Origin of the sequence: Synechococcus sp. MU1651 (genome assembly GCF_023630635.1) — a bacterium.
Classification (GTDB): domain Bacteria; phylum Cyanobacteriota; class Cyanobacteriia; order PCC-6307; family Cyanobiaceae; genus Parasynechococcus.
Window position 1 is genome coordinate 44,521 of record NZ_JAKUHJ010000010.1, and the last position, 24,784, is coordinate 69,304.

Here is a 24,784-nt window from a genome sequence, read left to right on the forward strand (position 1 = left end):
GGGCTCTGATCAGCGGTTGCGGGGGGCCGCGCCGCTGCCAATGGTCAGCCCCTGCTCCCAGCGGTTGAGTTGTCGCAGTGCCAGGGCCGACAGTGCGGCAGTGACCAAGCCGGTGCTGCTCCAGCCGCTGCCCTGCTGGATGCCCACAAGCACGGCGGATCCCCAGAGCAGGGCCCAAGCCCAGGGGCGTGCCGCACGAATCCGCTTCAGCGCCGACGAGCAGCTGCGGCAATGGATGGTGTGGCTGTTGTATCGATCCATCAGCGCCGTGGTGCTTTGCCGTGGAGGTAGGGGTTGTCCTGCAAAGGGCTCGCCGCCGTTGGCGTTCAACCAGCGATGCAGAGCCGCCACGTAGACGTCTGCCGTTGTGGGCATGAAAAAACTGCGTTCCACGGCGGGGCTGCCGCCGGCTCTCTCCAGCACCCGCTCCTGCCAGTGCAGGAACACCTGATCGTCTTCCAGCACCTTGTGATTGCCGATGTGTTGCAACCAGCGGGGCCTTAATCCGATCAGCAGCCGGGGGACGGCGGATTGGAACTGGAAGGGGAAGCGGGCGAAGAGGCGGCACTCGCCGCGGCGAATCGGAACGGCATAGACCACCGTGAGAATTCGCCCGAAACCCTTGGCGGTGAGGTCATGCCACATCAGCTGCGGGGCATGAAAGGTGGTGGATTGTGCGCCGAGTTTGCCCCGACGCGGCCCCTCCTCCCAGTGGGCCGTGAAGCCGCTGGCGTCTTCCCCCGTGATGGAAGCTTCCACCGGCGCGGCGTTCTCCCGTTTGCCGACGGTCTTGTGGTGGGTGAAGGGAACGTGGCTCACATCCAGCACGTTCTCCAGCAGGGTCACGGCATCCATCGGCAGATTCCGGAAGGTGTCCTGCACCGTCCAGCTGTCGGGGTTCTCCTCCAGGGCTGGCACCAGGGGGAGCTGACTGGGGTCTGCGGCATCGGGGGCCCCCATCCAGACGAACAGCAGCCCCTGTCCCGTGGCTGTGGGAAGGCTGGCGCAGCGGGACCGACGGTTGTTGGGCTGGGTGTTCTCGAGAGCCTGCGGCACGCGCTGGCACTGGCCGCCGCCGTCGAAACTCCAGCCGTGATAGGGGCATTCCAGTAGCCCTTCCTCGTTGATCCGCCCTTCGCTGAGGGGCACCAAACGATGGGGGCAGACATCCGGGAAGACCCGCCAGCTCGATGCGGCGCGATCCCACCAGATCACCAGATCCCGTTCCAGCAGTGTGAACCGGCTCGGCTGATTGGGGTCGAGGTCCTGCACATAACTGATCGGCCACCACTGTTCTGTCCAGGTGGGGTGCATGGCAGGAGCATCAAGGCCGTCATGTTCGCTGGCCGGATGGCTTGGCTGTGGTGTTTCGCTTGTTATCCGTGCTTCTGACTGCCTTCCCCACTGGACTTCTTACGGGTTTGGCACTAATCAGTTGCGCGATAAAAGTGCACCGCTGTTCCGTCGGCTGCAGCGACCTCCCCTGAACCTCCATGCCCCGTTTGACGCCCGACCAGTTGCTGCAGGAACTCACTGGTGCTGAGGATCTGCTGATCGTGCAGGACTTGGACGGCGTCTGCATGCAACTGGTGAAGGATCCACTGACGCGGCGCATGGACCCGTCCTATGTGGATGCGGTCGCCGCTCTGGATGGTCAATTCGCAGTGTTGACCAACGGTGAGCATGAAGGGCGGCGCGGGGTGAACCGCCTCGTGGAGCAGGCCCTGGGAAATTCCGATCTCCCTAGACATGAGGGCCGTTATCTGCCAGGCCTGGCGGCTGGAGGGGTGCAGCTGCAGGATCGCTTTGGCGACCTGAGCCACCCCGGCGTCTCGCCGGCGGAAATGGCTTTTCTCGCTGCAGCCCCCAACCGAATGGAAGCTCTATTGATGGAGCGATTGCCGGACCTGCTGCCGCGGGTGGGTGTGGATGATCTGGCCGAGGTCGCCAAAGCCGCGGTGTTGGACACCCAGGTTTCACCCACCATCAATCTCAACGGGATTTTTGAACTCGTCCCCGCTGATGTCACCACTCAGCAGGCCCTGCAGACGATGCTCTCGGAGCTGATGCATCAGTTGCTTGCTGAGGCGGCAGGCCAGGGCCTGGGGAAATCGTTCTTCCTACATGTGGCTCCCAACCTGGGCCGTGATGCACAAGGTCAGGAACGGATCAAGCCAGCTGCTGCAGGTGATGTGGGAACCACCGACATTCAATTCATGCTCACCGGCTCGATCAAGGAGGCCGGCCTTCTGGTGCTGCTCAATCAGCACATCCAGCTCCGTTGGGGTGAATCTCCCTTGGGTGAGACGTTCAATGTGCGAACGGCTCCCCACGATCCCGAAGCGCTGTTGGCGTTGGTGCGGCAGCGCATCCCCTCGGAATGGATGCCGTTGCTGGTGGGGGTGGGAGACACGGTTACATCCACGGCATCGGCTGATGGCAAGGGCTGGTTGCGGGGTGGTAGTGATCGCGGTTTCCTCAACCTGCTGCAGGACCTCGGTGACTGGTGCGGTCGATCCAATCGTGTTGTCCTTGTTGACAGCAGCCATGGAGAAGTGGATCGCCCCAGCCATGCCGATGGCAGCTTGCAGGGCATCACCGATCCGGAGGATCCCCTGCTGATTGACGTGCTAATGCCCGATGGCCCGGAGCAGTACATCGCCTGGTTCCGAAAGCTCTCCGAACGTCGCCGGGTGGGTTGATCAGCTGCTCAGCAGCGGGAGCATCCGTTTCTTTCGCCTGAATGCGTTCTGCAGGGCAGAACATAGTGATTGCAACTTGTTTGTGTCCAAATGGCTTTCGGCTGACTAGGGCGCGGCCAAAAATGTGAAAAAACATAATTAATGCATATCTATGTACTTGCAAGTCATAAGCCGATTTTGTCCGTCCACCAGTGGTAACTAATAATTCCTCATTTCATTGAGCTTTGCCGAGTACTTAGAGAGGTAAATGTATAAATGCTTACAAAAGATGCATGAATGATGCAGTGCCTTGTATTAACTGACAAGAGAAGATTGATCCTTGTGTATACATCTATATGTAGTCAGCGCATGAATCCGCAGACTTTTTTCATGGATCAATACAACGTGATAACAAAATATTTTCTCGTCTATACAAATTCAGTTGTCAGTAGTTGAGTTATCCAAGTATGTTAGAGCATATACACTGAAGTAATGACTCTACTTCGTGAAAGAGGTAAAGCCCGTGCTTTGAGCGACGGTTCAGGCCTTCATGGGTGCTCTTCAATAACCACCCCTCATTCAAATAGCCGCTTAGTAATTTTTGATAAGTCACTCGAGCTAGAAAGAGTTTTTTCTGACGCTTACCCGGAAGAAGCTTGTATTACAATTGCTCCGCATCAAAATACAATTTCGATTATTAGTCAGAAACTCGCGAATAAAACATTTGATGAATTGCATATAGTTGCACATGGCAGTGCAGGCAAAATATATTTGGGTGATGTCATTGATCGTTTTGCTTTAATCGCTAATGCTGAAGATATATCGGGATGGAATATAAATAATATATTCCTTTGGAGCTGTGAAACTGGAGCTTCTTCAGATTTTATCAGCACCTTTCGTGAATTGAGTGGTGCACAAATTTTTTCAAGCTCAGAGAAGCTTGGTCAAGGGAAAATCTTGGACGAGTCAGATTTTTATCAGTTAAATCAAATCATTAATGATTCTAGCCAAACACTTATTTTTGGCGATATTGGTAATGCATTTAAGGATGCTGGTAATGCAATTAGTGGAGCTGCTCAAGATGTAGGCAACGCCATTGGTGGAGCTGCTGAAGATGCAGGCAATGCAATCGTTGATGGGGTAGAAGACGCTGCAAATTTTGTATCCGAAGCAGCTCAGGCTGCGGCGGCAGCAGCTCAAAGAGCTGGAGAACATACCCTAGATATCGCAGAGGATATACGTGCTGTTGAAATTGGTCCTTTAGCTCCAAGTTTTTTCTTTGCAGATCAACTTTCAGCTCTTCTGCTAACTCAGAATATAGATTTAAATGCTAATAGCAGTGTAACAAATCGCGGCCAAATTAATTATTATATTGATGATAATGAGTTCGGGTTTCTTGCCCCGTTAGTTAATTTATCTGGGGTCCCTCTTCGTGATGTCGATTGGCACCCTGTTCTGGCTAGATCTGATGGCCAGTACAACTTCACTGTAACTTCTACTCCACTCGGTTCTTTCAATCCATCATTAGCGATTTACAACGTCGGGGGGGCAATAGGTAAGGCGTTCTTGGACAATCCAGTTGTTGAAGTCGGTGCATCGGCCTATTCCACCGTAATGGGTTCCATAGGATGGGACTCGGGGGAAGTCCAGGAAGGGCTCGCCGGTTTGCAGGCTCCACTTGTCTCAGCCGATGGAGTTAACGGAACTGCATCTATATCTCTTTCAAATGCAACTGGTTTTGGAGTTATAGAAACTGAAGCAGGTGCAATTGGTCTTAACCCTTTTAGCTCAGGTGGTGCATTCAATGCAGGTGATCTGAAGGGCTCACTTGTTTTTCTTGAAGTGGGATCAGCTGACGGCAATACCGGTTATTACAAAATAGATGCTAATCGTAATTATCTGGCACGCATAATCTCCAGTGTTGATGAAAATCATACAGAAGATGACACCTCTACAGGTAGTACTAGTTTTATTGGAAATGTTACCGTTATCGATGATGATTTTGGTGATGATGAATTTTCAGAAGCAACTTCTTCATCAGATTTGATAACTACCTCTGGCAGGGATGTCGGAGAAATATTTACTACTGGTTATGGTTCATCCAGAAGCGTTTATGTTAGAGACGAGGATTTCAATACTCTTGGGCGTGATGAAGTAGCGAGAGGAAGTTTGGCATTTGTGTCAAAAGATGGTACAGCAAGTCTCAATCAGACTATTAGTATTGAAGGTCTAAATGATCAAGTTGATATTACTAGCATCCCCTTAAGTTTAAACGTTTTAGACCCTGCATTTAATGGATCCCTTCAAGCCTCATTTCTTCAAAGTTTTAACGTTAGTGATCCTGATGTTGTAGACAATATTCACTACTACAAACTTGCGTCAGGTGGATTGATTGATCAAGCTGGAGATTTGAGCATACCGCAGACTGGTGAACGAACAGGCAATATTAATTACACATTGAGCTCAGAAAAAATCGCGACACTAGATAATGTTCTTACAGAGTTTTATCGTATAACTGTAGCTGACGGACCTGCAGTTGATGGTCAACGTAATACTTCTGACTCAAAAGATTTCAGTGTGACCGTCGTCCCCGCAAATGCAGATAATGTAATGAATGTTGAGTCTGATGGAATATCATCATATATCGACAATCTCTTATTCTCTCTACCTAACGTCAATCTTCAGAAAGGAAATGATATAATAAATTTGGAGTCAGCTTCGTTCTCTAACGGCCATATTAATGGCGGCCCTGATTATGATATTATCAATTTTAATCCATCTAAAGATTACTCAAGCGATATCACCCTAAACGATGGTTACGGTGGTTTCATTGGCAGTGTTAATTCCTCATTTTCCAATATTGAAGAGATCAATACTGGCATCGGATACGATAAACTGACGCTTAATAGTGATAATAACACTGTCAATATTTATGGTTATAATTCAGGAACTGCAGAATTACTTAAATTCAATGGCATCGACGAAATTCAGGCAGGAGGTGGATATGATGTACTTAATTTAAACGATGATGACAATCAAATTTTATTGTCATCATACGGTCAGGGTTACACCGACCATATCGATAAGTTCGCAGGCTTTGATCAAATCAATGGCGGTGGCGGTTACAATACGCTGACTTTAAACGGCGGCTCAAACACCATAAATCTTACTGGGCTCAATCAGGGAAGCACAGACGCTATTGCTAAATTCTCAAGTATTCATCAAATAAATGCATCTAATGGCCTAGATATATTAAACCTTAGCTCAGACAACAATACGATCAATATAACCGGAATCCATCAAGGTAGTACAGACGATATTGCTAGGTTTACTGGCGTCGATCAAGTCGATGCTGGTGCTGGATACGATGCTATGAATCTAAATAGCAGCAACAACACTATTAATCTTGATGATGATCACAGCGGAACAAGTGATCAACTGTACAGTTTCTTAAATGTTGAATTAATTGATGCCAAAGGAGGCAGGGATACGTTTAATGCAAATGATAATGCAAATTCACTTCAGATAGACTCTGGAGTATATAAAATAAATTCAAATGTGCTAAACTCGGATTTTACTCAAATTGATAATTTCGAGATAATTAATTTAAACGGTGGTAGCGACAGCGTCATTGGAGACGTCATGGAAAGTGGTATTACCTTGAATACTGGCGTATATGCTAATTCGAATCCTGACGACGATACTGTCAACTTAGCCGAAAATTATGGTGTAATTAACACTCTTGACCATAGTGATAGTGTTGATGTTTTACAGAATTTTGGTTCTATTTATACTGGTAATCAGGATGATTTCGTTAATGTAGGCCTCAATGGCGCGAATGGTCGAATCATGACCGAGAATGATCATGATGTGGTTAACGTAATGGAAAACCGCGGAACGATTGATGTTGGCGGGGGGCATGACATTGTAAGCGTAACTACAAATAATGGATCTATCTTGCACCGCGGCCATGGCACTAGCACAGTTAGTGTAAGCACTAACTCTGGATCAATCGACACAGGCTCTAACGATGACACGGTGAATGTAAGCACTAACTATGGCTCAATTGATACTGGCTCTGGCGGTGACACGGTGAATGTAAGCACTAACTCTGGATCAATCGACACAGGCTCCAACGATGACACGGTGAATGTAAGCACTAACTATGGATCAATTGATACTGGCTCTGGTGGTGACACAGTTAATGCAAGCACTAACTCTGGATCAATTGATACTGGCTCCAACGAAGACACGGTGAATGTAGGCATTAATTCTGGATCAATTGATACTGGCTCCAACGAAGACACGGTGAATGTAAGCACTAACTCTGGATCAATTGATACTGGCTCCAACGAAGACACGGTGAATGTAAGTACTAACTCTGGATCAATCGATACTGGCTCCAACGAAGACACGGTGAATGTAAGCACTAACTCTGGATTAATCGATACTGGCTCCAACGAAGACACGGTGAATGTAAGCACTAACTTTGGATCAATCGATACTGGCTCCAACGATGATACGGTTAATCTGGTAACTAGTAGTGGTACCACAAATCTGTTTGACGGCAATGATGAATTCTTTGCGATTGAACAGGTCGGAATTGTTGGGATGGGCTCTGGAAACGATTCAGCGATAATCGAATCTTACGTAGATGGCGAAGCTGATGGTTTTATTGATGGTGGGTCTGGATTTGACAAGCTTTCATTTACTGGCTGGGATGTTTCAAATGTTTCAAACTTTGCGCGATCTGGTGAATTTGGCGACTTTGTCAATTATGTCTCAAAACCCACCGAAGAAACGCTCCAATCAGATCATTTAAGGTTGAGTACTGAGGATCTTGAGTCCGTCGATTGGATTAAAACAAGCTTCGATTCAAATGCAGTATCGGACGTGCGTCTTGTTGGTGTGAGTGAAACAACGGTTGATGTGGAAGATGATGTCATAGTTGACTATGACGTCGCTGGCAGTAGCGAGGCCGATGCCGTAGGTGTTTCGATTGGGGCTTCTGCCTACAGCGAATTGATCACGATTGGAGTGGAGGATTCCGACTTCGATGCTGCAGATGGAGTGAGCTTTGATCTTGATTTTGGTGGAATGAGTTCCGCGTCGACTAGCAGTACATCAGAAGGATCTGATGCCGTCGCGGTTGGTTTTGGTCTTGGCTTTATTGGCACCGATGGTATTGCTGATACTGACGTCAATCTCACTGGAAGTGAGTTGGATCTTGTGATCTCCAATATGTCTAGGGTGATGGCAGATGCAGAGTCGATTGTTGGTGATGTAATGGCAGTGAGCAGCAACGACATTGTTGATGCCACACAACTGATGGTTGCGGCTGATGCGTCTGTACAGGCAGCGCTGAGCGCTGATGTTCAAACCATTTCGATTGCTACTACTACTGCTGGCAGTAGTGAAGCTGTTGGTTGGCAGGACGTCTCAGTGCTTCAGGACAGCAACGTCACCAGTGGTGGTCTGGGCTTGATTGATGTTGATGCTCAAGTGATGAATAGTGTTTCAGCCGAATCTGTTGGCGCAGATGGGGTCGGAATTGGAGGCATCGTTATCGCTGATACCATCTCCCATACAACTGGTATTAGTGATACGGACTTCAGTTTTGCTGATATTGAAAGCAGCATCCGTGCGGACCTAACCGACAGCACATCGGCATCGTCCACATCAGTGTTTGGCGATGCCGTCTCGAGCTTGACGTCCAGCATTCAGGGCATCTCTGGTGGAAGCAACCCGAACACGATTAAGAATTCAGAGTCGATCAGCGCGATCGTGAGCGAGCAAGGCTTTGTAGAGGCTTCAACGGTTGTTGGCATTGCGGTCTCGACGGCTGATCAATCTGCGGAAGCGATCTCCAGCTATGACATTACGACTTCAGAACAGTTGGCTTTGATTGGCGAATCAAACCTTACTTCGACAACAACGAGCAAAGTCACTGAGAATTGATTGTTTTGACTTAATTGCGATTGCTTGAAGCAGATTAAGTGTTAGCAAGATGGGCTCATCTGTGTGATTGATAGCTAGTCTTTAGTTCTCTGATTTATATGTGTTTTGGGATGAATGGCTTTTCGTTTGCGTGATTTGTCTGCCTAAATGTTTCTTTCTGATCTCCGGCAGGGCAACGAGTGATATAGCTACTTGAAGACCTTGATCTACAATTAATTCTGATTGTGCTTATTTCAATTGTCAATCAAGTAAACTTGGCTAAATATCTATAAGGCCTTCCTACTTGAAGGTAGCGATGGAAGCCCTTGTAGCCCCTACTTCGAAGCTTTGACGGTCTGGCGAGTAGTTTCTCCGCTACAGGTGATTACTTCACTGCTAATCCAGCCTCGACCGCCGACCCTGCTGCCAACGCCACAAGAACTACTAGTCCAATCGGCCGGTCTGCTCTCTTCTGCAGCTTCTTCCCCTTGCTTGTCCTACTTGTCGACAACACCGTAAATTTGAGGGCTCCGATTTGGAACCGATTGGTGGATCAAAAACAGCCCCCCCAACGACAGCAGCCTTGATTGCATCCATAGCGCCCAGCTGGATCAATACCGGTAAAAGAATTAAGTCACCCATTATTTGCTTCCCTTGTGTCTTCTCCATCGATAGATACGAACATCACCTTTTAGGGCAGTGAGAACAGAACTTCATGCTCAAATTTTAAAGATATTTCTGAGGCCTTTCTCCGTACGTGCAGGGAACTAAAAGCCTTTATGCCGCCTGATCGCTTGGCGCTACCAATCAGCCGCTTCGCTTCGACAACTCCATCAGTTCAAGTGATCAGAGCTGTAAGGGGGTGTGGGGATTTCTCAGATCTGCAAGAACCGAGACCCATTGATATGAAAGGGATAAATCGCCATGCTGTTAGTAACCCAGTGATCTGTCTGGAAGAATCAGTCTGACTTGCGTGGAGCCGGTGGCTGTTGTTGAGACCGTTTTCCCGCCCCTGAAGCGCGGACAGCTCACAACGTTGCAGGTCAATCTCGGCTACCGCTGCAACCAGAGTTGTGCCCACTGCCATGTCAATGCCGGGCCCGCCCGCACCGAGATGATGAGTGCGGATCTGCTGGCGTTGATTCCGCAGATCCTTGAACGGCATTCCATTTCCTGCCTCGATCTCACGGGGGGAGCACCGGAGTTGCATCCGGGTTTTCGCGCGTTGGTGCGCCAGGCACGTTCACGCGGCACCACCGTGATTGACCGCTGCAATCTCACGATCCTCAGCGAACCCGGCCAGGACGATCTGGCTGAATTCCTGGCGGAGCAGGGCGTTTGCATCACTGCCTCCTTGCCTTGTTACAGCGCTGAGAACGTTGACCAACAGAGGGGCGATGGCGTGTTTGAGCGCAGCATCAGCGGACTGCGCCAGCTCAATGCCCTGGGCTATGGAACGGGTGATCCAAACCGGCAGTTGGATCTCGTCTACAACCCGCTGGGTCCGGTGCTGCCTCCTCCTCAGCAAGCCTTGGAGGCGGATTACAAGAAGGTGTTGGGCGCGTTGGGAATCCGTTTCGATCGTCTGCTCACGTTGGCGAACATGCCCATCCAACGTTTCGCCAAGCAACTGGAACGCAGTGGCGATTTGCAGCGTTATCAGACCCTTCTGGAGGACGCGCACAACCCGGACAATCTGGGGGCTGTGATGTGCCGTCAGCTGATCAGTGTGGATTGGCAGGGCCATCTCTACGACTGTGATTTCAATCAGCAGCTTGGCCTGCCCTGCCCCGGTGAGGTGCGTCACCTTCGTGATCTGATCCTGCTTGAGACCGCTCCGGCGGATCAGCCCATCCACACGGCCCCGCATTGTTTTGGCTGCACCGCTGGCGCCGGCTCAAGTTGTGGCGGGGCGCTCCAGGGCTGATCAGCGCGTTATGGGCATAGTGGGTGGATCTGTGAAGAGGCCATCCGTTGCAACGCATCTGTTTTGCTGTCGCCACGTTGATGCTCACGGCAACAACGGCCATGGCCGGATCCCACGGCAAGCCCAAGCAGGCGATGTTCAAAACGCAGGCTGAAGCTGAGGCGGCGGCCCCAGGTTTTGGCTGCACCGGTGCCCACCAGATGGGCGAAATGTGGATGGTCTGCGACAAGCACGGTGATGCGCATTACCAGGGAGCCCACTGATCCATGACTGAAGGCGGGCATTGCGGCAGCAAGCCGAAGCGGATCGCGATCGGCGTTGCTCCCCTCGGCACCATCTCCATCGGCATCGTGCCGATGGGGGTGATCTGCATCGGTGTGGTGCCGATGGGTGTGGTGTCGATTGGTGTGGTGGCGATGGGCGTGATCAATGCCGCCATCGTCGGGATGGGATTGGTGGCGGTTGGTGTCAACACCATGGGAGTGATCACGGCCGGCCCGATGAGCATGGGCTTGATTCAGATCCGCTCCACCACCAATCCCCGCTATCTGGCCTATCCCAGTCGCGAAGAGGCGGAGGAACAGGCGCGCCAATTGGGTTGTGAGGGCGTGCATCGCATGGGCGATCGCTACTGGATGCCCTGCAACGAGCATCCTCAGTAAGCAGCCCGCGCTTCCGCTTCACAAAAGCTTCGGAAGACTTCTGTTGCTCACGCCTTTTCAGAGGCTGTGCTGCTGGCTTCAGTGTGCGAAACAGGGCGCATCTGATGTCACCATCGTCGCCACGCCAACGTCTTCAAACCCTGCTCAGTACCCGATGGTTGGAGATGGGTGAAGTGTCATTGATGCATCACCGCCAGGTTCAGATCTTGCTGAACACGTTGAGACGCGAAAAGGAACTGGTGTCCGTCGAGCTGATTGAGCTTCTGGTGGCTGATCTCTACGACAAGGAATTTCGCGCTGAATGATCCGGCTGTTGCGATCTATTCCTGACATTTGGGGCAGATCGCACGCACGTTCAGGCTCGATTCAATCAACTGAAAACCAACATGGGCGGCGGCAGCGGCTCCTGCTGCCAGCACAGGTTCACTTTCGAATTCCTCGGTGCGGCCGCAGCGGATGCACACCACGTGGTGATGTTGGCGGTGATCGTCAACGGCGAGCTCGAAGCGCCGCCCCCCTTCACTGAGCTCCAGTTCCTGGAGCAGACCCATGTCGGCCAGCAGGCGCAGGGTGCGATACACGGTTGCCAGAGACACCTTCATCTCAAGGGCCGCTAGCTGCTGGTGCACCTCTTCGGCACTGAGGTGACAGCCGGACCCACAGCGCTCGAACAGCTCAAGAACCCTTTTGCGCTGCGGGGTCAGACGGCGTCCGTCCTGATGCAGCCCCTGCTGCAGGGTGATGTCCGTTGCGGCAGGCGCGGAGGACGATGTCACTGATTCTCCTCGCTCATTCTCAAGAGTAGGCCTTAATGAGAGTGCTGTCTCGCCCTCCGGCTCAGGCCCCTCGTCGGTGCCCTCGTTTGCAATCAGCGAGATGAAAGTTGGTGATAGCGTCCGCCGACGCGTTGTTCTGGTCGATGGAAACCCACGTCCTCACCTTCACCATCACCAAGTCATTTGCCGAATGGGTCGCCACCTATGACGCATCCCTGCCACTTCAGAAAATCGCTGGCATCACCTCGCTCTACCGGGGTGTCAGCAAGGACGACCCCAGCAAGGTCTGCGCGGTGATGCAAGCCGCTCCCGGGGTGATGGAACAATTCATCTCCGACAACACCGACATGATCGCGGCTTCGGGGCACGTGATTGAGAGCACCGTGAGTCAGGTCTTCGTCGCCAGCTGATGACCTGGCGTCCTGCCCGGGCCTGGACCAGCCAGCGCCCGGTGGCCGGTTACCGCCATTTCGAGCTGATCACGCAAGGCGGGCGTGGTCCGCTGCGGTGGGTTGAGTTGGCGGCTGTGCTGGCTCCGTCGCATCGCGAGCGGGTGCTCTGGAGTGAGCTGAAGGATCCAACCCGCTGGAGCAGCGGCTGGCAGTCCATTCCGGAGAGCGATGAGGATTCTTCAACTCAGTGATCCACACCTGGTGGCTGCTGATAAGGGGCTGGTTCGCGGTCGGCCGGCCCTAGCTCACTTCGAGCGAGCTCTCCGGCTTGGTGGGGCCTTGAACCCCGATCTGGTGCTGGTGACGGGGGACCTTTGCCAGGACGAAAGCTGGGGTGGCTATGCCCGACTGCGGCGAGCCCTGAGCCAACACGTGCGCTGCTCGGTGGCTCTGCTGCCCGGCAACCACGATCACCCGCTGTTGCTCGATGCGGTGCTGGGGAGACGCTGGACGACGGCTCCAGCTGATCTGTTGGTGCAAGGCGTGAGAGTGCTGCTGTTGAGCAGCCATCGGGTGGGTTCAGCTGCCGGTGCCCTTGGCTCCCTTCAACTCCAGTGGCTGTCGCAGCGCCTGCAGTGCACGGAGCGCCGTGATCTGCCTCTGGTGGTCGCCCTGCACCATCCACCGATTGCCATCGGTGATGCCGGCATGGATGCGATCAGGCTCCTCGATCAGGCAGGTCTTGAGGAGCTGTTGCGTCCCCATCGGGCCCTGCGGGCGGTGCTGTTTGGACACATCCATCAGCATTGGCAGGGGGCCTGGGCCATGCGGCCTGACGTGCTGTTGCTCGGATGCCCTTCCACGCTCTGCAGTTTCAAAGCGGTGCAGCCCTGCCCCCTGGGTCGCGCCGATGATCCGGGGGGCAGGCTGGTCGATCTGATGCCTGATGGAGCCGTTCAGCACCGGGTGCTGCGCTGGAGCAGCATCTGAATTCAGCCCATTCCCTTCTGCGACTCGCGGAAGGCCTTGAGTTTGTCGATGTCCTTTTCTTCGTCGATGGAATAGTCCGTCAGGATCAAGGCCTTGCCGATGGTCCCGAGGGCGTATTCAATCCGGTCGAGATCGCGGCGCCCGTCGTCATCCAGTCGTGCTGCACGAATCACCTCAGGGCGCAGCTGGTCGGCCAGCTGCTCCAGCGCCGCTGCGATCGCTTTGGCCTGCTGGAGCGGCGCGGAGTCACCCATGAATCCTGAACAGATGCAATCGGACGACTCTGACAGTTCTCCTCAGAATCCTTTGGCCTTGGGTCGCTGACTCGAGAGCGAGACGTTGCCCAGTGGTTGTTGCTGGGGGGCGGGCTGCTGCATCGCTGTGGGCGCAACACCGGGGGCCGCCACCACATTGAAAGCCAGCGACCAGCGTTCCCCGTCCCCGCGGAAGGGCATCACCGAATGGGGTTGCCAGGCCGGGAACACATAGAACTCACCGGGCACAGGCAGCACGTAGTGCGCCATGCCGGTGCGGAACGACTGAATGTGCCAGTCTTCCGGGCCGTGGAAGCAGAGTTGGCCATCAAAACTGTTGGCGGTGATCTGCGGTGGCACTTTCAGAAAGATCACTCCGGAGAAGCTGCCGCCATGGGTGTGGGTGGGGTTGTAGTCACCGGCGGTCTGGCAATTGAGCCAGAGATCAATCATCTGCAGGCGGTAGCGACCGGGAACCCAGGGGCCGCGACCCTGGGGAGGCTGACGATCCATCACATGGCGGATCCAGCGATCACAGGCCGGCAGCAGGTGGTTGTTGCTGAGCTCCTGCACGCCGGGTTGATCAGGCCTCAGTTCGCGCTGCTGACGCAATTGACCCGCCAGCTTCGCTGATGCATCGGGGCTGGACTCGGGATGGGCGAGCACGCTTTCGCTCAGCGCAGTCAGCTGTTGGAGCAGAGGATCCGGAAGGGTGCCCCGAAGGATGGAGCGGGGAAACAGATCGAGAACGTCCACCAAGGCTTGGTCTGCTGTAGGCCATCGTGGCAGCCCCAAAGTGGGTGCACCGTTCATCACGATCCTGATGCTGCGCCACGTCCTTCTGGTGCCTGTGCTGCTGGGGAGTTGCGTCGCTGCAACGGCAGCTGATCTCCCTGGGCAACAGGGGCCCACAACAGCGCTGCTGCAGGGCGGCCCACTGCAGCTCAGCACCCGTCGTACGGCCGAGCTGTTCCCGGACGGCAACCGCATCTGGAAGGTTGAACTGCATCGAGGCCCGCGCTTGTTGGCCAGCTGGCCAGCGGCCAGTGGTATGGCCCGGCGCCAGAGTGCTGATCGTCGCTGGAGCCCCGGCAATGCAGCCCCTTTGCCCGCAGGTGAGTACAGCCTGGGGCGTCCGGAACCGTGGGGGAATGATCTCTGGTTTGACCTGACCCCTCGCTTCGACACCACCCGAAGTGCACTGGGCATCCACCGCTGTTATCCCGGAACGGGTTGCATCTGCATTCCCGAGCGGGCTGATATCGATGCGCTTGCCAGTTGGGTCAAGGCAACTGGGATTCGCAGCCTGAAGGTGGTGAACTGATGGGACAGCCTTGAAGTGCAGCTGTCCCAAATTCGGTCTCGAACGGAATTTGTGAATGTCGAAAAATCGTCGCCGACTGTCCTGCAATCTCGTTCTTTTCGGCTCATGATGAATTGGCCAAGTCGCTAAGGGGCTTGGAAGCCGGGCCGAGCGATGCCCGACGGGAACTGCGATTTGGCTTCGGCTTTGGCTGAGGTCAAATCCGTTCGTTCTTAAGACATTTGGTTGTGTATCCCTAAACACCGATCCGTCCGTCAACGTACGTTTGTGGTCGAATCGCTCCGGTGGTGCATCACCGTCGACCACACAACATTCCTTGATCACGACACGTCTGAGTGGCTTGGAGCACCGACGTTCCCCCTAGAGCTCCTTACAAGGAAGGCAAACCATCGGCTTGATCGGATTCATGGACGTCAGCATCTGGATGCTCGTCGGATTCCTGCTGGCGGCCTACTCCGTGGTGGCGAACGATTCGCTCCAGACCCTCGGCACATATCTCTCCTCCAACCGGAAACGCACGCCGAAGCCCGTGCAGATGCTGTTCATCTGCACGGTCACCTGTGGAGTGCTGCTGTTGGGCTGGTTCCTCAACAACGGTGATCCCACCTGGGGCCGCCTCAGTGTGCCTGGCAAGGAGTTTCCTTGGCCCGAGCCGTTCACCTGGGTCTACGTGATTCCACCGCTCGCTGTTATGGCCTTGACCCAGTGGGGAGCACCGGTGAGCACCTCGTTTCTGGTGTTGTCATCGTTCATGCCAGCCAACATCGGCACGCTGCTCAGCAGCTCGCTGACGGGGTATGGCCTCGCCTTCGGCGTGGGTCTGGCGGCCTATGGCCTGGGGTTGTGGTCGCTGGAGCGTTGGGTGTTCTGTCGTTCCCAGGACGGTAAAGACCCCAGCAAGGTCTGGTACGGCCTGCAGTGGTTCTCTACCGGCTTTCTCTGGTGCATGTGGCTGGTGCAGGACCTGGCCAACATTTTTGTGTTCCTGCCGCGCCAGTTGGACCTCGTCCCGATGCTCCTCTGCACGCTGGTGCTCTGCGTGGGCCTCTGTGTTCTGGTGGCCACCGATGGAGGGCCGATCCAGGCCGTGCTCCGCACCAAGACCAACAGCTCCGATTTGCGTTCGGCCACGCTGATTGATCTGTTGTTCGGTCTCTGCCTGCTCTACAAGGCCTTCCTCTCCAGCTTCCCCCTCAGCACCACTTGGGTGTTTCTGGGGCTGATCGGCGGCCGTGAGTTGGCCTTGCGGATCAAGCAACACACATCAGATCTGCCGTTCACCAACAGGGAGGGGGGAAGTCTGGCCAAGGTCATCGGCACGGATCTCTGGAAAGCCGCAGTAGGCGTTGTGGTGAGTGTGGTGATCGCCCTCAGCATCCAGCCCCTCGCTCAGCTCACCGCAGGCTGACCCCAGTGGTCAGCGCTCCGATCCATGGCTAGGTCAGAGAGGGATGAGCCTCTCCATGGCCCGTTGTGTTGTTTTGTCGCTGGTACTGCCCTGGTTGGTGGGCGGGTCTGCTTTGGCCAGACCTGAGCCGCAGCTCAGCGCCAGGCAAACCATCCTTGAGGCGAATCGCCACCTGATTGCCGATGGCTGGCGTCCCGCGCCGGAAAAAAAGCCAACGCCTGAGGAGCGGCGCTGGGCCTCTGTAGCTCTCGAGAGCCTTTCGGCCTGTTCCGGCACGGGCGTCGGCTTCTGCCGCTTTGATTACCGCCGAGATCTGCAGCGGCTGTCGGTGGTGACGGTTCCCAGTGAACCGGGCCGGCCGTCGGTTGGTCGCGTTGAGCGCTGGTGGTGATCAGGGGTTCAGCGGTTGCTCCTGCCAGAGGGTGTCCGCGCTCCAACGCGTGCGTTGATGGGGATGGGGGCCGAGGTTGAGCCGCTCAACGCTGATCACCTGCAACCTCAGCACCACGAAATGCTCTGGCAGCGGTGCAGTTTCAGCCAGTTGATCGGGGAAGGCCGCCGTGGGGTCCAGTGGATCCGCCGGGGTGGGCCAGCCCCAGACGGCTCGTCCTGTGTTGGAGAGCTTTTGCCAGCGCTGCTGGCAAAGCTCAGGTTGTTCGGTGGCTGTGATCAACGTCACCTTTCCCCGCAGGCGGTACTGCTGGCGAGCTTTGGGGAACAACCAGCACAGTTCAGCGGCTCCATCGTTGGCGAGTTCCGTCACCTTCTCGCTGCGCTGATCGCTGAACAGTTCGAGCTGGTCTGCACCGGTCCAGCCGCGGAACACCAGGGTTCGCACCCGGGGCCCACCGTCCCGTCCTGTGGTGGCCAGTTGCACCCAGCGGGCGGCAACGGAGCGTCCCTCCCGCTGCATGGCCGTGCGTAGCAGAGGTCTCCAGGGGGGGATGGCCCCAGTGACGGGCTCAGTGATGGACTCAGAGATTCCCTCAGTCATGGAAGGTCGAACAAGCGAGCCTGCTCGGCAGCAGCACGCACCACGATGGCGTGGCGCTGCACCAGGGGAGCGAGGGCGTCGTAGCCCCCGCCGATCACCGTTGCGGTTGGAATCCTGCGGCGCAGACAGGCATCGAGCACGAGTCGATCGCGCATGTTTAATCCCGCATCGCTGAGGGCGAGTCGGCCGAGCCGATCATCGCGATGGGGGTCGACGCCCGCGTTGTAGAGCACCAAGTCCGGGGCGATGCTGTCCAAGGCATCGGGCAACCGGTCGGCAATGGCAGCGAGATAGTCGTCATCGCTGGTGCCGTCGGCGAGGGGGATGTCGATATCCCCGTCCACTTTGCGCAAGGGGAAATTGCTGGCGGCGTGCACCGAGAGGGTGGTCACCCTGGGGTCGTGTTGAAAGCATGCTGCTGAACCATCCCCTTGGTGCACATCGAGATCCACGATCAGAATTCGCCGCACCTCCCCTGTTCCCAGCAACACCCGAGCGGCGACAGCACAGTCGTTGAAGATGCAGAAGCCACTCCCGAAGCCGGGGTGGGCGTGGTGGGTCCCGCCCGCCAGATGAGAGGCCAAGCCCCGCTGGAGAGCTAGTCGTGCCGTCAACAGGGTGCCGCCCACGGCAAGCCAGGTGCGCTGCACCAAAGGCCGCGTGGCCGGAAGCCCGATGCGACGTTGCTCCGGTCGGGTCAGGTGATCACGGCTGAAGGCTTCGTGATATTCGCGGGGATGGACGCTTTCCAGATCTCTGCGGGCGATGCTCAGGGGCCGATGCACCTCGTCGGCCTGAACGACTCCCTGCTCCAGCAGGAGTTGATGCAGCAGTCGGAACTTCGCCATCGGAAATCGATGGGTGCTCGGCAGCGGCGCGGAGTAGTGCGGGTGGTAAACGACCGGAAGTGGCAAAGGGTTGTCTCACCCGGGATGGCTCAGCCCCATTCAAGGGTCAGGCAGGCTGCTGGTGCAGCAACCAGTCGTTGAAGCCACTGGTGTTCAGTTGACTGGGTTACCTCGACAAGGACCTTTGGATCCTTTATCAGGGGTGGGCCCTACGGAGTGTCCGCTGTCTATTCGGTCTCTCTACGACTTGCTTGTCGTGCTTCTAAGTGCCTGGGTGCTGGGAGCTGCTCTCCGTTTGAGCGCTGAGTTGGCCAGCTGATACTCCCTGAGCGAGCTAGGGGGGTGCTGGATCGCGAGATGCGGGAACACATCACCAAGCTGCGTGAGCAGATGGCCCAGCTGGAGTAGGGCCGCCCCAATGATGTTTGAGCCATGACTGCTAACTGTGGATGAAGCGCAATTGCGCGCCTCCTGCGGTTGGCACGTCGATTGCTCAGCAATCACTCTTGAGCCTTCGCCCTCTGCTTCTCCAACAAGAGCTTGGCCTTGTCATAGCGCTTTTGAAAACCAGCTTTCAGTCCCGAGTGCTGTGCCATCAGCTGCGCCCGGGCTCCATCCTTTCTCTTGGTTTCATAAACCCGATCACACAGCTGCCAATACAGCTGAATGATTCCGATCTCGCGTGCGTAATCCTTCTGCTTGCGCAGGATGATTGCTACCCGCTTGAAATAGGCCGGAGCAGGGAACCAAAGGTTGATCTGAGACGACTCCATCTCGGCCTTGCAACAGGCCAGCATCAGATCGAGATCGTGCTTGTTCTCCGGAGCGGCCTTGAGAACCTCCCAGGTCTTCTTCCCATCGAAAAGAGTCTGAGGAAACATCATCCCGAGGATCTCGCTGGAGGTCTTACCTGCATTGCATTGCTCGACGTACCAGTCCGTACCGAACTCAGTTGTTTCGACTAAGGGCGGTTCAGAAGCTTTCGGTGACTTCGCAGCAATCATCGACGTTTGAGGCGTCAACGCTGGAGCCTTCGCAGCATCCTCAGGAAAAGCCACTCCTCTGGCGCGGTCATCGTCCTTCAGGCCTTCCACATAGGCCTCCCACTCGGCGTCGCGCTTCGGAGTCTTCTGAGCCTTACGGCTGAAGATCAGCTTTGCGACGACAAAGGCAATCGCAATGGCGGTTAGCAGAAAGCCAAGAAGCTCCATTGCTGATCAGCTGTGAAGCAGGAGTGCCAGGACGTACCCGATCACAAGACCTTTGCCGAAGGTGATCCAGAGCATTTGGTACTTGCTGAGACCAAACCGCTGCCTGATCCGCTTGATGTAGGTCTTGTGCCACAGCGCGACTGGGTTGGCCTTCTGCGACTGCTTGGATTTCTTCGCCATAGGTCAATGATGGCCTCAACCCTCCTCAGCCGCCCAACCCATCCCTTTCTTACGGGTCAGTGCCCAGAGTTTGGCAATTGCCAGCAGAAATTTCTGAGACTTCTATACGTACAGGTATGGACTTGAAAGTCCCCGTGCCCCTTTGCTCGATGGCTTGCTTGGAAGGAGGCTGTTCAGTCCGCTGAACGAGCTCCATGCCCATCTTTCATCAATACGAGGCAGTTATGCAGGCCTCGAAGTACTGATGGAAGACGGTGAAGTCATCGTCGAGCTCCACCAACTCTTCGCAGTAAAGGAGATGCTCCTTAAACGTGCTCGACTCCTCAGCCAAGACTGGCGCGGCAACAGCTGAAGCAAGTACCAGCACGGCAAGCAGAGGTTTCAAGGCAGGCTCCAGGTTGATCACAGGATTCCGAGAGGACCTTTCTTCTTCTTGCAGTAGCCAGCGCTGATGTTCATCCACCCCTCCTTGCAGGCTTTGCCGTTGGTGGGAGCGACCTCGTAATAGATCGGGGAGACGCAGGTAGTGCCGAGGGTGTTCACGTAACCCAGAGGGCACTGGTCATGGCCCTCAGCTTTTGGGATCTCCTTCTGAGCCAATGCAGCAGGTGCAGCAGAAGTAAGGAGAAGGACAGCAGTGAGCAGAGCTTTCATCGACATCGTCAGAACAGGAAGAAGGCGAGCAGCAAGCCAACGATGACCCCTTTTATCCAAACCAAGGCAGCCATTTGGTACTCAGACAGACCGAGCTTCTCCTTGATCCAATAGAAGGCCTTCTTGTCTGCGAACAGCAGTGCCTTGACCGGTCTCCAAACCACAAGGCCATCACGCTTCCAGTTGACCGTCACCTTCATCACTGACCCACCAGCTGGAGGTACTTACTGATGTCGCCGCCATTGCACCAGTGGACAGCCACGGGGCGCTCGATGAAGCCACCCTCACCATCTACGTCGGTGAACTCAACGCCAGACAGGTTGACGATCCCGGTCTCTGCATTCTTCACGCAGTTCACGAACTCCTTCGACTGCTTGGCCATGGGTGCCAACAGGACAAGAGCACCGAGGACAGCTGCCCCGATCAGACCCTTCTCGACGTTGAACTTCATTGAGGCTGGTTAAGGCTGAACTGGTTCTAGGGGGAACTCCTCAAGTTGCCTACCTACCTCTCATCACCTCGCTTCCTGCCTATTTGAACGTTGTTGTACCCCTCGCAAATGGATGGGTTTGACAAAACAAAGCTGCAGTCAATGCTTGACGTGTGGGACTCCTGTGTCTTCACAGCCAGTTTTTGGTTTCTTGAATGCAGCATTCGCTGAGCGGCTTCACCCCTTAAACGCAGAACTGAGTTGTGCTCATGCGTTGTTGCATGCGTTGTGATTTCAGAAAGCACATGCTCCTGAGATCCGTTGCTATAACTGGGTTTGTGACTTCAAGAGCCATCGGAAAGCAGTGGCATGCCTCCTGCGGTTGGCACGTCGAAGAACAGCTGTCGTCGTTTCCCTTGTCTTCCGGCGGGTCTGCAGATGCAGGTGTCTTCGCCTTACTGCTGAAGATCACCTTTGCGATGACAAAGGCAATCGCAATGGCGCCCAGCAGAAAGCCAAGAAGCTCCATTGGTGATCAGGCTTCGACTTCAGTCTTTTTATCAGCTGTGTCTTTGACCTCTTCAGTGGTTGCTTCGGCTGACTTGGACTTGCTGTAGGAGCAGCCCCCAGCGTTGGCGACGTTGGCGAAGGCAGCCATAACCATGATCGTGATGATCACGGTGCCACCGAAGAAGGCAATGTTCGGATGACGGTTCACGAGATCTATAGCTGGAAGTCTGCGAACCTTATTCACCTCTTCAAGGAATCTGCGTCACCCCTCTTCGTGTCTCCAGACCATCTACTTCTGCAATATGTATACCAATATCTTGCAGCGCTTCTTGAGGCGCTCAACTTCCTGTTGATGGGGGAGATAAATAGACTTCATCAAATAAAATTACATATATCAGACACAATCCTAGACTCAAAAATTCCTTTGGGCTCGCCCCATTCGCCCCATTCCATCTCGTCGTTGGTAGAATTGAAAAGTCTCCCCTCGCATGCAACCGCGACATAAATCTTTTCTTCTTGATCGTTTTTTCCTGGAACTATTATTGACTTTCCCGTCTTTTTTGCTCGCGTGAAATCAAGAGTTAGACCTCCATATCCTCGAACTTCAGCTTTTGCGGAAAGCGCAAGTAGAAGAGTCGCTGCTATGAATAGAAGGCGTTTCATGGCGCTATTTCGTTAAATCTATAAATATTAGCGTGTTTTGTGTTCCTTGATTTACTTGCTGCCAATCGGCAAGAGCTACGAATGGACTGCTCGCAGTTGATTTGCGCTTCTGAGAGCGGCGAGGCCACCTCTACGAGGGCAGTGGCTTTGCGTATTCAAAAAATGAGCCCCCCGCAGCTCTATAAGGAGGGCTCGTGTTGATTAAGTAAATGACTTTGGCTCCTGAATGGAGTTTTGGGTCGACCGATCAGCAGGTCCTCATGGATGTTCGCCTAGCTAGGCATCTTTATCCCGCCTCAGGACCCCAGCCCATCTCCTTCTGCCGTGATGTCTCGCCTACGGGGTTGGGTCAGTAGGCGTTAGGAGCGCATATGCCGATTCTCTGTAGCCATTGCGACCTGCTTATCGGACCTTCACGGAAGAAATCCTTGATCCCAAAGTTCTCCGGAAAATGGTGTGCAGCACCACTGGAGGCTCCCTATCAATGAGTCCTGCGACATCTCCTCTTACGGCTGAGTGAGCCATCGCAGCAGCACGGGAGAGCGACCCGTTAGCTGGCAGACAATCCAGTCCCCATCCCAAGGCAACCGTGGATGGGGCTGGCTTTCTGCGCTTAACCCTGTCTTCCAATAACGGGAAAGATTCAGTGCATTGCACTTGATTGCATAACTCCTCGTCAGCGTTATTGAACGGACCGCATCGCTCGGGGCGAACATCGTTCTCCTCGCGGTTCCGTCGCCTCACATCTTTGATTCGGTAACGGCTGTTGGAAGTCAGCCTCGCCGATAGAGGGGGCTGAACCACCTAAAGAAGACGAGGAGCTCGGAACTCACCGCACATACCGGGCGTAGCTGGGCAGTCGTTTCAATCGAATCTGAGTCGAGTAACCCGTAGGCGTGATGATGTTCACCACTTCAGGAGCAGGGCGACTCAGCGTGTAACCGCGTTCGGTCAACTTCTCCCAGGATTCTTTGAGTAATTCAGTGTCCATGATTTCTGGATAACACATCTACTGAGCATTCCGCCACTTGCGATGTGTGCCACTTGATGCAATTAAAAACAGGTTGTTAGATGACACTTAGACAAAGCGGAAGAGAGATGATCCAAGAGTTCAGCAAGATTTCTCGGCCTCCGCCGATGGTGCATCAGCTTGGTGACAAGCGCTTTGTTGTGTGCGTATCGAGTGGGCTGTGCTTGGAATTCGCTAACCGATGGGATGCCGAGTGCTGCTTGAAGAGTCTTCAGGTTTCAAGTGTTTTACCTGGGTAGCAATTTATACATTCTTTGGGCAAAGATTAAGCATTTTTGGCTACTGCCCAACTTCAGGATTACGGCATTATCGGGTGAATCAAGGCTGGCAGATGTCTCCAGAAGAGAAGTACATCCTCTTGATGGAAGCTGCATACACCGCCGCAGACAAAGATACCTACTACAAGTTGATGCAGAAGGCTGATCAGGTCTTAAAAGACAGTCAGGTGACCGTGGACAGCATTGACGCAGAGGCTGCTTAAAGAATCCACGCCTCAATTTCGAGGGCTTCAAGAGCTGCTGCCGTGGCGAATCCAGACGCTGATGTCAGCGGCTGGGCAGGTAATGCGGCAGAAGAGCCCGCCTTTTTCATGCCCGGCGGATCACCCTGTCTGCGATTGGTAGTAGATGACTCGATTTCAACCCCTTCCGCAGAGATAAAAACGAAGTGCCGGTGATAGTCATGAAGGAATCACCGGTGGCGGGGTCGCTTCTCTCATCGCTTGACGTAGGCGATGCGGCTCCGTCTATGCATCCAAATGCATCATGTGACGCACAGGACACAGTTGAGACGCAATGTGACTCTTACATTTTTTTGTGGCGCTGATGTGCCACGTCGAGCATGAGGGACTCCTGTGCGGGATTCCCTTTTTCATTAGCCCACCGATGGCAGCGGATTCAGTCTTCTGAACTGTGATCACGCCGATACCGAGCAGGGCTGAAAAACCAAATAATCAGCCGGGTGCTGAACCAGGCGAGCAAGACGCCCAGAGCTATCGAGACAAGCGCCTCCACAACAGATCTTCAGAGAACATCAGCCGGAGATGGATGCTCTCAATATGCCGTGCTGATCAAGGGCTGAAGAGCGACCGGTAACTGTCAGTCGCGTACTGCTTCGTCCTTGTCGTTGGGTTCTTCTACCTGAGGCTGAGTTTTGGCTGCTGACTTTGAAGCCAGAGAAGCCTCAAGGCGCTGCAGCTGCGCTTCACGCAATGCGGCGGAGATGCTGAGGGTGTGGTCAGTCATCGATTGGCGTTTCCAGCAGCAGGAGGCGCAGGGCCTAGTGCTGTCGAAAGGGGGCCTACGGGTCAAAAGACTGACGAACCATAAGGAATCGCAGGAAGCTGACCAGCGAGTAGAAATACTTAGGGTCAGCGATCTCGGATCTTTTGTCGCGTCGGCGTTGACTCACAGACAAAAAGAAACCCCTGCCTTGGCAGGGGATTCACATCGGGGACTAGAACGCCTAGCCCTCGTTTTTGTACAGCTTGCAAGCCTCGCTCTCAGCCAAGGTTGGATCGGTAGAGCAAAGGTGGCGCATCAAGCCGTCTTGATCGTGAGGAGAAAGGCTTCCATCACCACCCCACTTCATACAGGTGTTCAAGGTGCAATCGAGAGGCTTTCTAGGTCCGACAGACATGTGACCCTCCGTATTGGGTCAACTGACATTGGGATTGTTTTTCCATTGCGGGATCAAAAAAACACAAATCTTGTTAGGGACTCAACACAAATGCCGAGGCTTTCTTCCTTCCGGTCCGCTTGATCCCTCACCCCACTACAGGTGCCCAACCCATCTCTTCCTGACGGGTCAGTGCCAAGAGCTTGCATGCTTCCAGATCAATGCGGCGTTGTGCTCCGGAAGGGCTCCAATTTCCAGCAGAAATTTCTGAGACCTCTTTACGAACAGGCATGGAC

Annotated in this window: 29 protein-coding genes; 13 read left to right on the plus strand and 16 right to left on the minus strand. The window is 54.4% G+C overall.

All coding sequences use genetic code 11. The features are described 5' to 3' along the window. Positions 1–9: 9 nt before the first annotated feature. Positions 10–1,314 (minus strand): aromatic ring-hydroxylating dioxygenase subunit alpha, encoded by a 1,305-nt coding sequence (locus NCN05_RS08755; protein WP_250397786.1) that lies wholly within the window; start codon positions 1,312–1,314, stop codon positions 10–12. 179 nt (positions 1,315–1,493) lie between these two features. Here NCN05_RS08755 and stpA point away from each other — a divergent pair, with 179 nt between their 5' ends. From stpA to NCN05_RS08785, 6 genes are all read left to right on the plus strand, one after another. After that, positions 1,494–2,702 (plus strand): glucosylglycerol 3-phosphatase, encoded by a 1,209-nt coding sequence (gene stpA / locus NCN05_RS08760; protein WP_250397787.1) that lies wholly within the window; start codon positions 1,494–1,496, stop codon positions 2,700–2,702. Positions 2,703–3,173: 471 nt separating this feature from the next. Continuing rightward, positions 3,174–8,639, plus strand: coding sequence for a DUF4347 domain-containing protein (locus NCN05_RS08765; protein WP_250397788.1), 5,466 nt, complete (start codon positions 3,174–3,176; stop codon positions 8,637–8,639). A 952-nt stretch (positions 8,640–9,591) separates the two neighbouring features. Continuing rightward, positions 9,592–10,545: an arsenosugar biosynthesis radical SAM (seleno)protein ArsS gene (gene arsS / locus NCN05_RS08770; RefSeq protein ID WP_250397789.1), complete on the plus strand. Its 954-nt coding sequence runs from the start codon at positions 9,592–9,594 to the stop codon at positions 10,543–10,545. A gap of 47 nt (positions 10,546–10,592) precedes the next feature. Continuing rightward, positions 10,593–10,808, plus strand: a complete 216-nt coding sequence (locus NCN05_RS08775) for a DUF3721 domain-containing protein (protein ID WP_250397790.1) — start codon at positions 10,593–10,595, stop codon at positions 10,806–10,808. A 3-nt stretch (positions 10,809–10,811) separates the two neighbouring features. Then, entirely contained in the window at positions 10,812–11,207 is a 396-nt protein-coding gene (locus tag NCN05_RS08780; RefSeq protein WP_045172888.1) for a DUF3721 domain-containing protein, read from the plus strand. A 104-nt stretch (positions 11,208–11,311) separates the two neighbouring features. Continuing rightward, positions 11,312–11,512 carry a hypothetical protein gene (locus tag NCN05_RS08785; RefSeq protein ID WP_250397791.1) on the plus strand — a complete coding sequence of 67 codons (201 nt, stop codon included), beginning with the start codon at positions 11,312–11,314 and terminating at the stop codon, positions 11,510–11,512. 15 nt (positions 11,513–11,527) lie between these two features. On the opposite strand, the gene NCN05_RS08790 is transcribed toward NCN05_RS08785, so the two are convergent. Beyond that, a complete protein-coding gene (locus NCN05_RS08790) occupies positions 11,528–11,983 on the minus strand; it encodes a Fur family transcriptional regulator (RefSeq protein ID WP_250397792.1) in 456 nt (151 codons plus the stop codon). A gap of 143 nt (positions 11,984–12,126) precedes the next feature. Between NCN05_RS08790 and NCN05_RS08795 the strand changes: the two genes are divergently transcribed. Genes NCN05_RS08795 through NCN05_RS08805 form a run of 3 tightly spaced genes read left to right on the plus strand, consistent with a single transcriptional unit; the run spans position 12,127 to position 13,365 of the window. Then, positions 12,127–12,393 carry a DUF3764 family protein gene (locus tag NCN05_RS08795; RefSeq protein ID WP_115081761.1) on the plus strand — a complete coding sequence of 89 codons (267 nt, stop codon included), beginning with the start codon at positions 12,127–12,129 and terminating at the stop codon, positions 12,391–12,393. Continuing rightward, positions 12,393–12,626, plus strand: a complete 234-nt coding sequence (locus NCN05_RS08800; RefSeq protein WP_250397793.1) for a TIGR02450 family Trp-rich protein — start codon at positions 12,393–12,395, stop codon at positions 12,624–12,626. Before NCN05_RS08795 ends, NCN05_RS08800 begins: the two co-directional genes overlap by 1 nt. Continuing rightward, positions 12,604–13,365, plus strand: coding sequence for a metallophosphoesterase (locus NCN05_RS08805; RefSeq protein ID WP_250397794.1), 762 nt, complete (start codon positions 12,604–12,606; stop codon positions 13,363–13,365). Before NCN05_RS08800 ends, NCN05_RS08805 begins: the two co-directional genes overlap by 23 nt. A gap of 2 nt (positions 13,366–13,367) precedes the next feature. On the opposite strand, the gene NCN05_RS08810 is transcribed toward NCN05_RS08805, so the two are convergent. Both NCN05_RS08810 and NCN05_RS08815 read right to left on the minus strand, forming a co-directional pair. Then, positions 13,368–13,619 (minus strand): hypothetical protein, encoded by a 252-nt coding sequence (locus NCN05_RS08810; protein ID WP_114987861.1) that lies wholly within the window; start codon positions 13,617–13,619, stop codon positions 13,368–13,370. A gap of 42 nt (positions 13,620–13,661) precedes the next feature. Continuing rightward, complete coding sequence (locus NCN05_RS08815; RefSeq protein ID WP_250397795.1) at positions 13,662–14,375, minus strand: putative 2OG-Fe(II) oxygenase; 714 nt, start codon at positions 14,373–14,375, stop codon at positions 13,662–13,664. A 40-nt stretch (positions 14,376–14,415) separates the two neighbouring features. On the opposite strand from NCN05_RS08815, the gene NCN05_RS08820 reads away from it, so the two are divergent. The 3 genes from NCN05_RS08820 (at position 14,416) to NCN05_RS08830 (ending at position 16,742) form a co-directional block, all read left to right on the plus strand. Further along, a complete protein-coding gene (locus tag NCN05_RS08820; protein ID WP_350223290.1) occupies positions 14,416–14,943 on the plus strand; it encodes a hypothetical protein in 528 nt (175 codons plus the stop codon). A gap of 424 nt (positions 14,944–15,367) precedes the next feature. Then, entirely contained in the window at positions 15,368–16,351 is a 984-nt protein-coding gene (locus NCN05_RS08825; RefSeq protein ID WP_250397796.1) for a hypothetical protein, read from the plus strand. A 43-nt stretch (positions 16,352–16,394) separates the two neighbouring features. Next, the gene (locus tag NCN05_RS08830; protein ID WP_250397797.1) at positions 16,395–16,742 is read left to right on the plus strand and encodes a hypothetical protein; all 348 of its coding nucleotides are present in this window, start codon (positions 16,395–16,397) and stop codon (positions 16,740–16,742) included. Here the strand turns inward: NCN05_RS08830 and NCN05_RS08835 are convergent, their stop codons facing one another. The 11 genes from NCN05_RS08835 to NCN05_RS08885 all read right to left on the minus strand — a co-directional run bounded on the left by NCN05_RS08835 (position 16,743) and on the right by NCN05_RS08885 (position 22,832). Continuing rightward, complete coding sequence (locus NCN05_RS08835; RefSeq protein ID WP_250397798.1) at positions 16,743–17,345, minus strand: pyridoxamine 5'-phosphate oxidase family protein; 603 nt, start codon at positions 17,343–17,345, stop codon at positions 16,743–16,745. Next, positions 17,342–18,259 carry a histone deacetylase family protein gene (locus NCN05_RS08840; protein WP_250397799.1) on the minus strand — a complete coding sequence of 306 codons (918 nt, stop codon included), beginning with the start codon at positions 18,257–18,259 and terminating at the stop codon, positions 17,342–17,344. The genes NCN05_RS08835 and NCN05_RS08840 overlap by 4 nt, the downstream gene beginning before the upstream one ends. A 434-nt stretch (positions 18,260–18,693) precedes the next feature. Beyond that, positions 18,694–19,404 carry a hypothetical protein gene (locus NCN05_RS08845; protein WP_250397800.1) on the minus strand — a complete coding sequence of 237 codons (711 nt, stop codon included), beginning with the start codon at positions 19,402–19,404 and terminating at the stop codon, positions 18,694–18,696. A gap of 6 nt (positions 19,405–19,410) precedes the next feature. Continuing rightward, positions 19,411–19,584 (minus strand): hypothetical protein, encoded by a 174-nt coding sequence (locus NCN05_RS08850; protein ID WP_250397801.1) that lies wholly within the window; start codon positions 19,582–19,584, stop codon positions 19,411–19,413. A 208-nt stretch (positions 19,585–19,792) separates the two neighbouring features. Further along, on the minus strand, positions 19,793–19,969 hold the full coding sequence (locus NCN05_RS08855; protein ID WP_250397802.1) for a hypothetical protein: 177 nt from the start codon (positions 19,967–19,969) through the stop codon (positions 19,793–19,795). A 17-nt stretch (positions 19,970–19,986) separates the two neighbouring features. Then, positions 19,987–20,238: a hypothetical protein gene (locus tag NCN05_RS08860; RefSeq protein ID WP_186540720.1), complete on the minus strand. Its 252-nt coding sequence runs from the start codon at positions 20,236–20,238 to the stop codon at positions 19,987–19,989. An 8-nt stretch (positions 20,239–20,246) separates the two neighbouring features. Continuing rightward, a complete protein-coding gene (locus NCN05_RS08865; protein ID WP_250397803.1) occupies positions 20,247–20,438 on the minus strand; it encodes a hypothetical protein in 192 nt (63 codons plus the stop codon). Continuing rightward, complete coding sequence (locus NCN05_RS08870; RefSeq protein ID WP_186540709.1) at positions 20,438–20,689, minus strand: hypothetical protein; 252 nt, start codon at positions 20,687–20,689, stop codon at positions 20,438–20,440. The genes NCN05_RS08865 and NCN05_RS08870 overlap by 1 nt, the downstream gene beginning before the upstream one ends. 514 nt (positions 20,690–21,203) lie before the next feature. After that, positions 21,204–21,386 (minus strand): hypothetical protein, encoded by a 183-nt coding sequence (locus NCN05_RS08875; RefSeq protein WP_250397804.1) that lies wholly within the window; start codon positions 21,384–21,386, stop codon positions 21,204–21,206. Between the two features lie 167 nt (positions 21,387–21,553). Beyond that, the gene (locus NCN05_RS08880) at positions 21,554–21,841 is read right to left on the minus strand and encodes a DUF8654 domain-containing protein (RefSeq protein ID WP_250397805.1); all 288 of its coding nucleotides are present in this window, start codon (positions 21,839–21,841) and stop codon (positions 21,554–21,556) included. A gap of 829 nt (positions 21,842–22,670) precedes the next feature. Then, positions 22,671–22,832, minus strand: coding sequence for a hypothetical protein (locus tag NCN05_RS08885; protein WP_156915511.1), 162 nt, complete (start codon positions 22,830–22,832; stop codon positions 22,671–22,673). A 232-nt stretch (positions 22,833–23,064) separates the two neighbouring features. Between NCN05_RS08885 and NCN05_RS08890 the strand changes: the two genes are divergently transcribed. Further along, complete coding sequence (locus tag NCN05_RS08890; RefSeq protein WP_250397806.1) at positions 23,065–23,352, plus strand: hypothetical protein; 288 nt, start codon at positions 23,065–23,067, stop codon at positions 23,350–23,352. A gap of 616 nt (positions 23,353–23,968) precedes the next feature. On the opposite strand, the gene NCN05_RS08895 is transcribed toward NCN05_RS08890, so the two are convergent. After that, complete coding sequence (locus NCN05_RS08895; protein WP_250397807.1) at positions 23,969–24,115, minus strand: hypothetical protein; 147 nt, start codon at positions 24,113–24,115, stop codon at positions 23,969–23,971. Positions 24,116–24,784 lie beyond the last annotated feature (669 nt).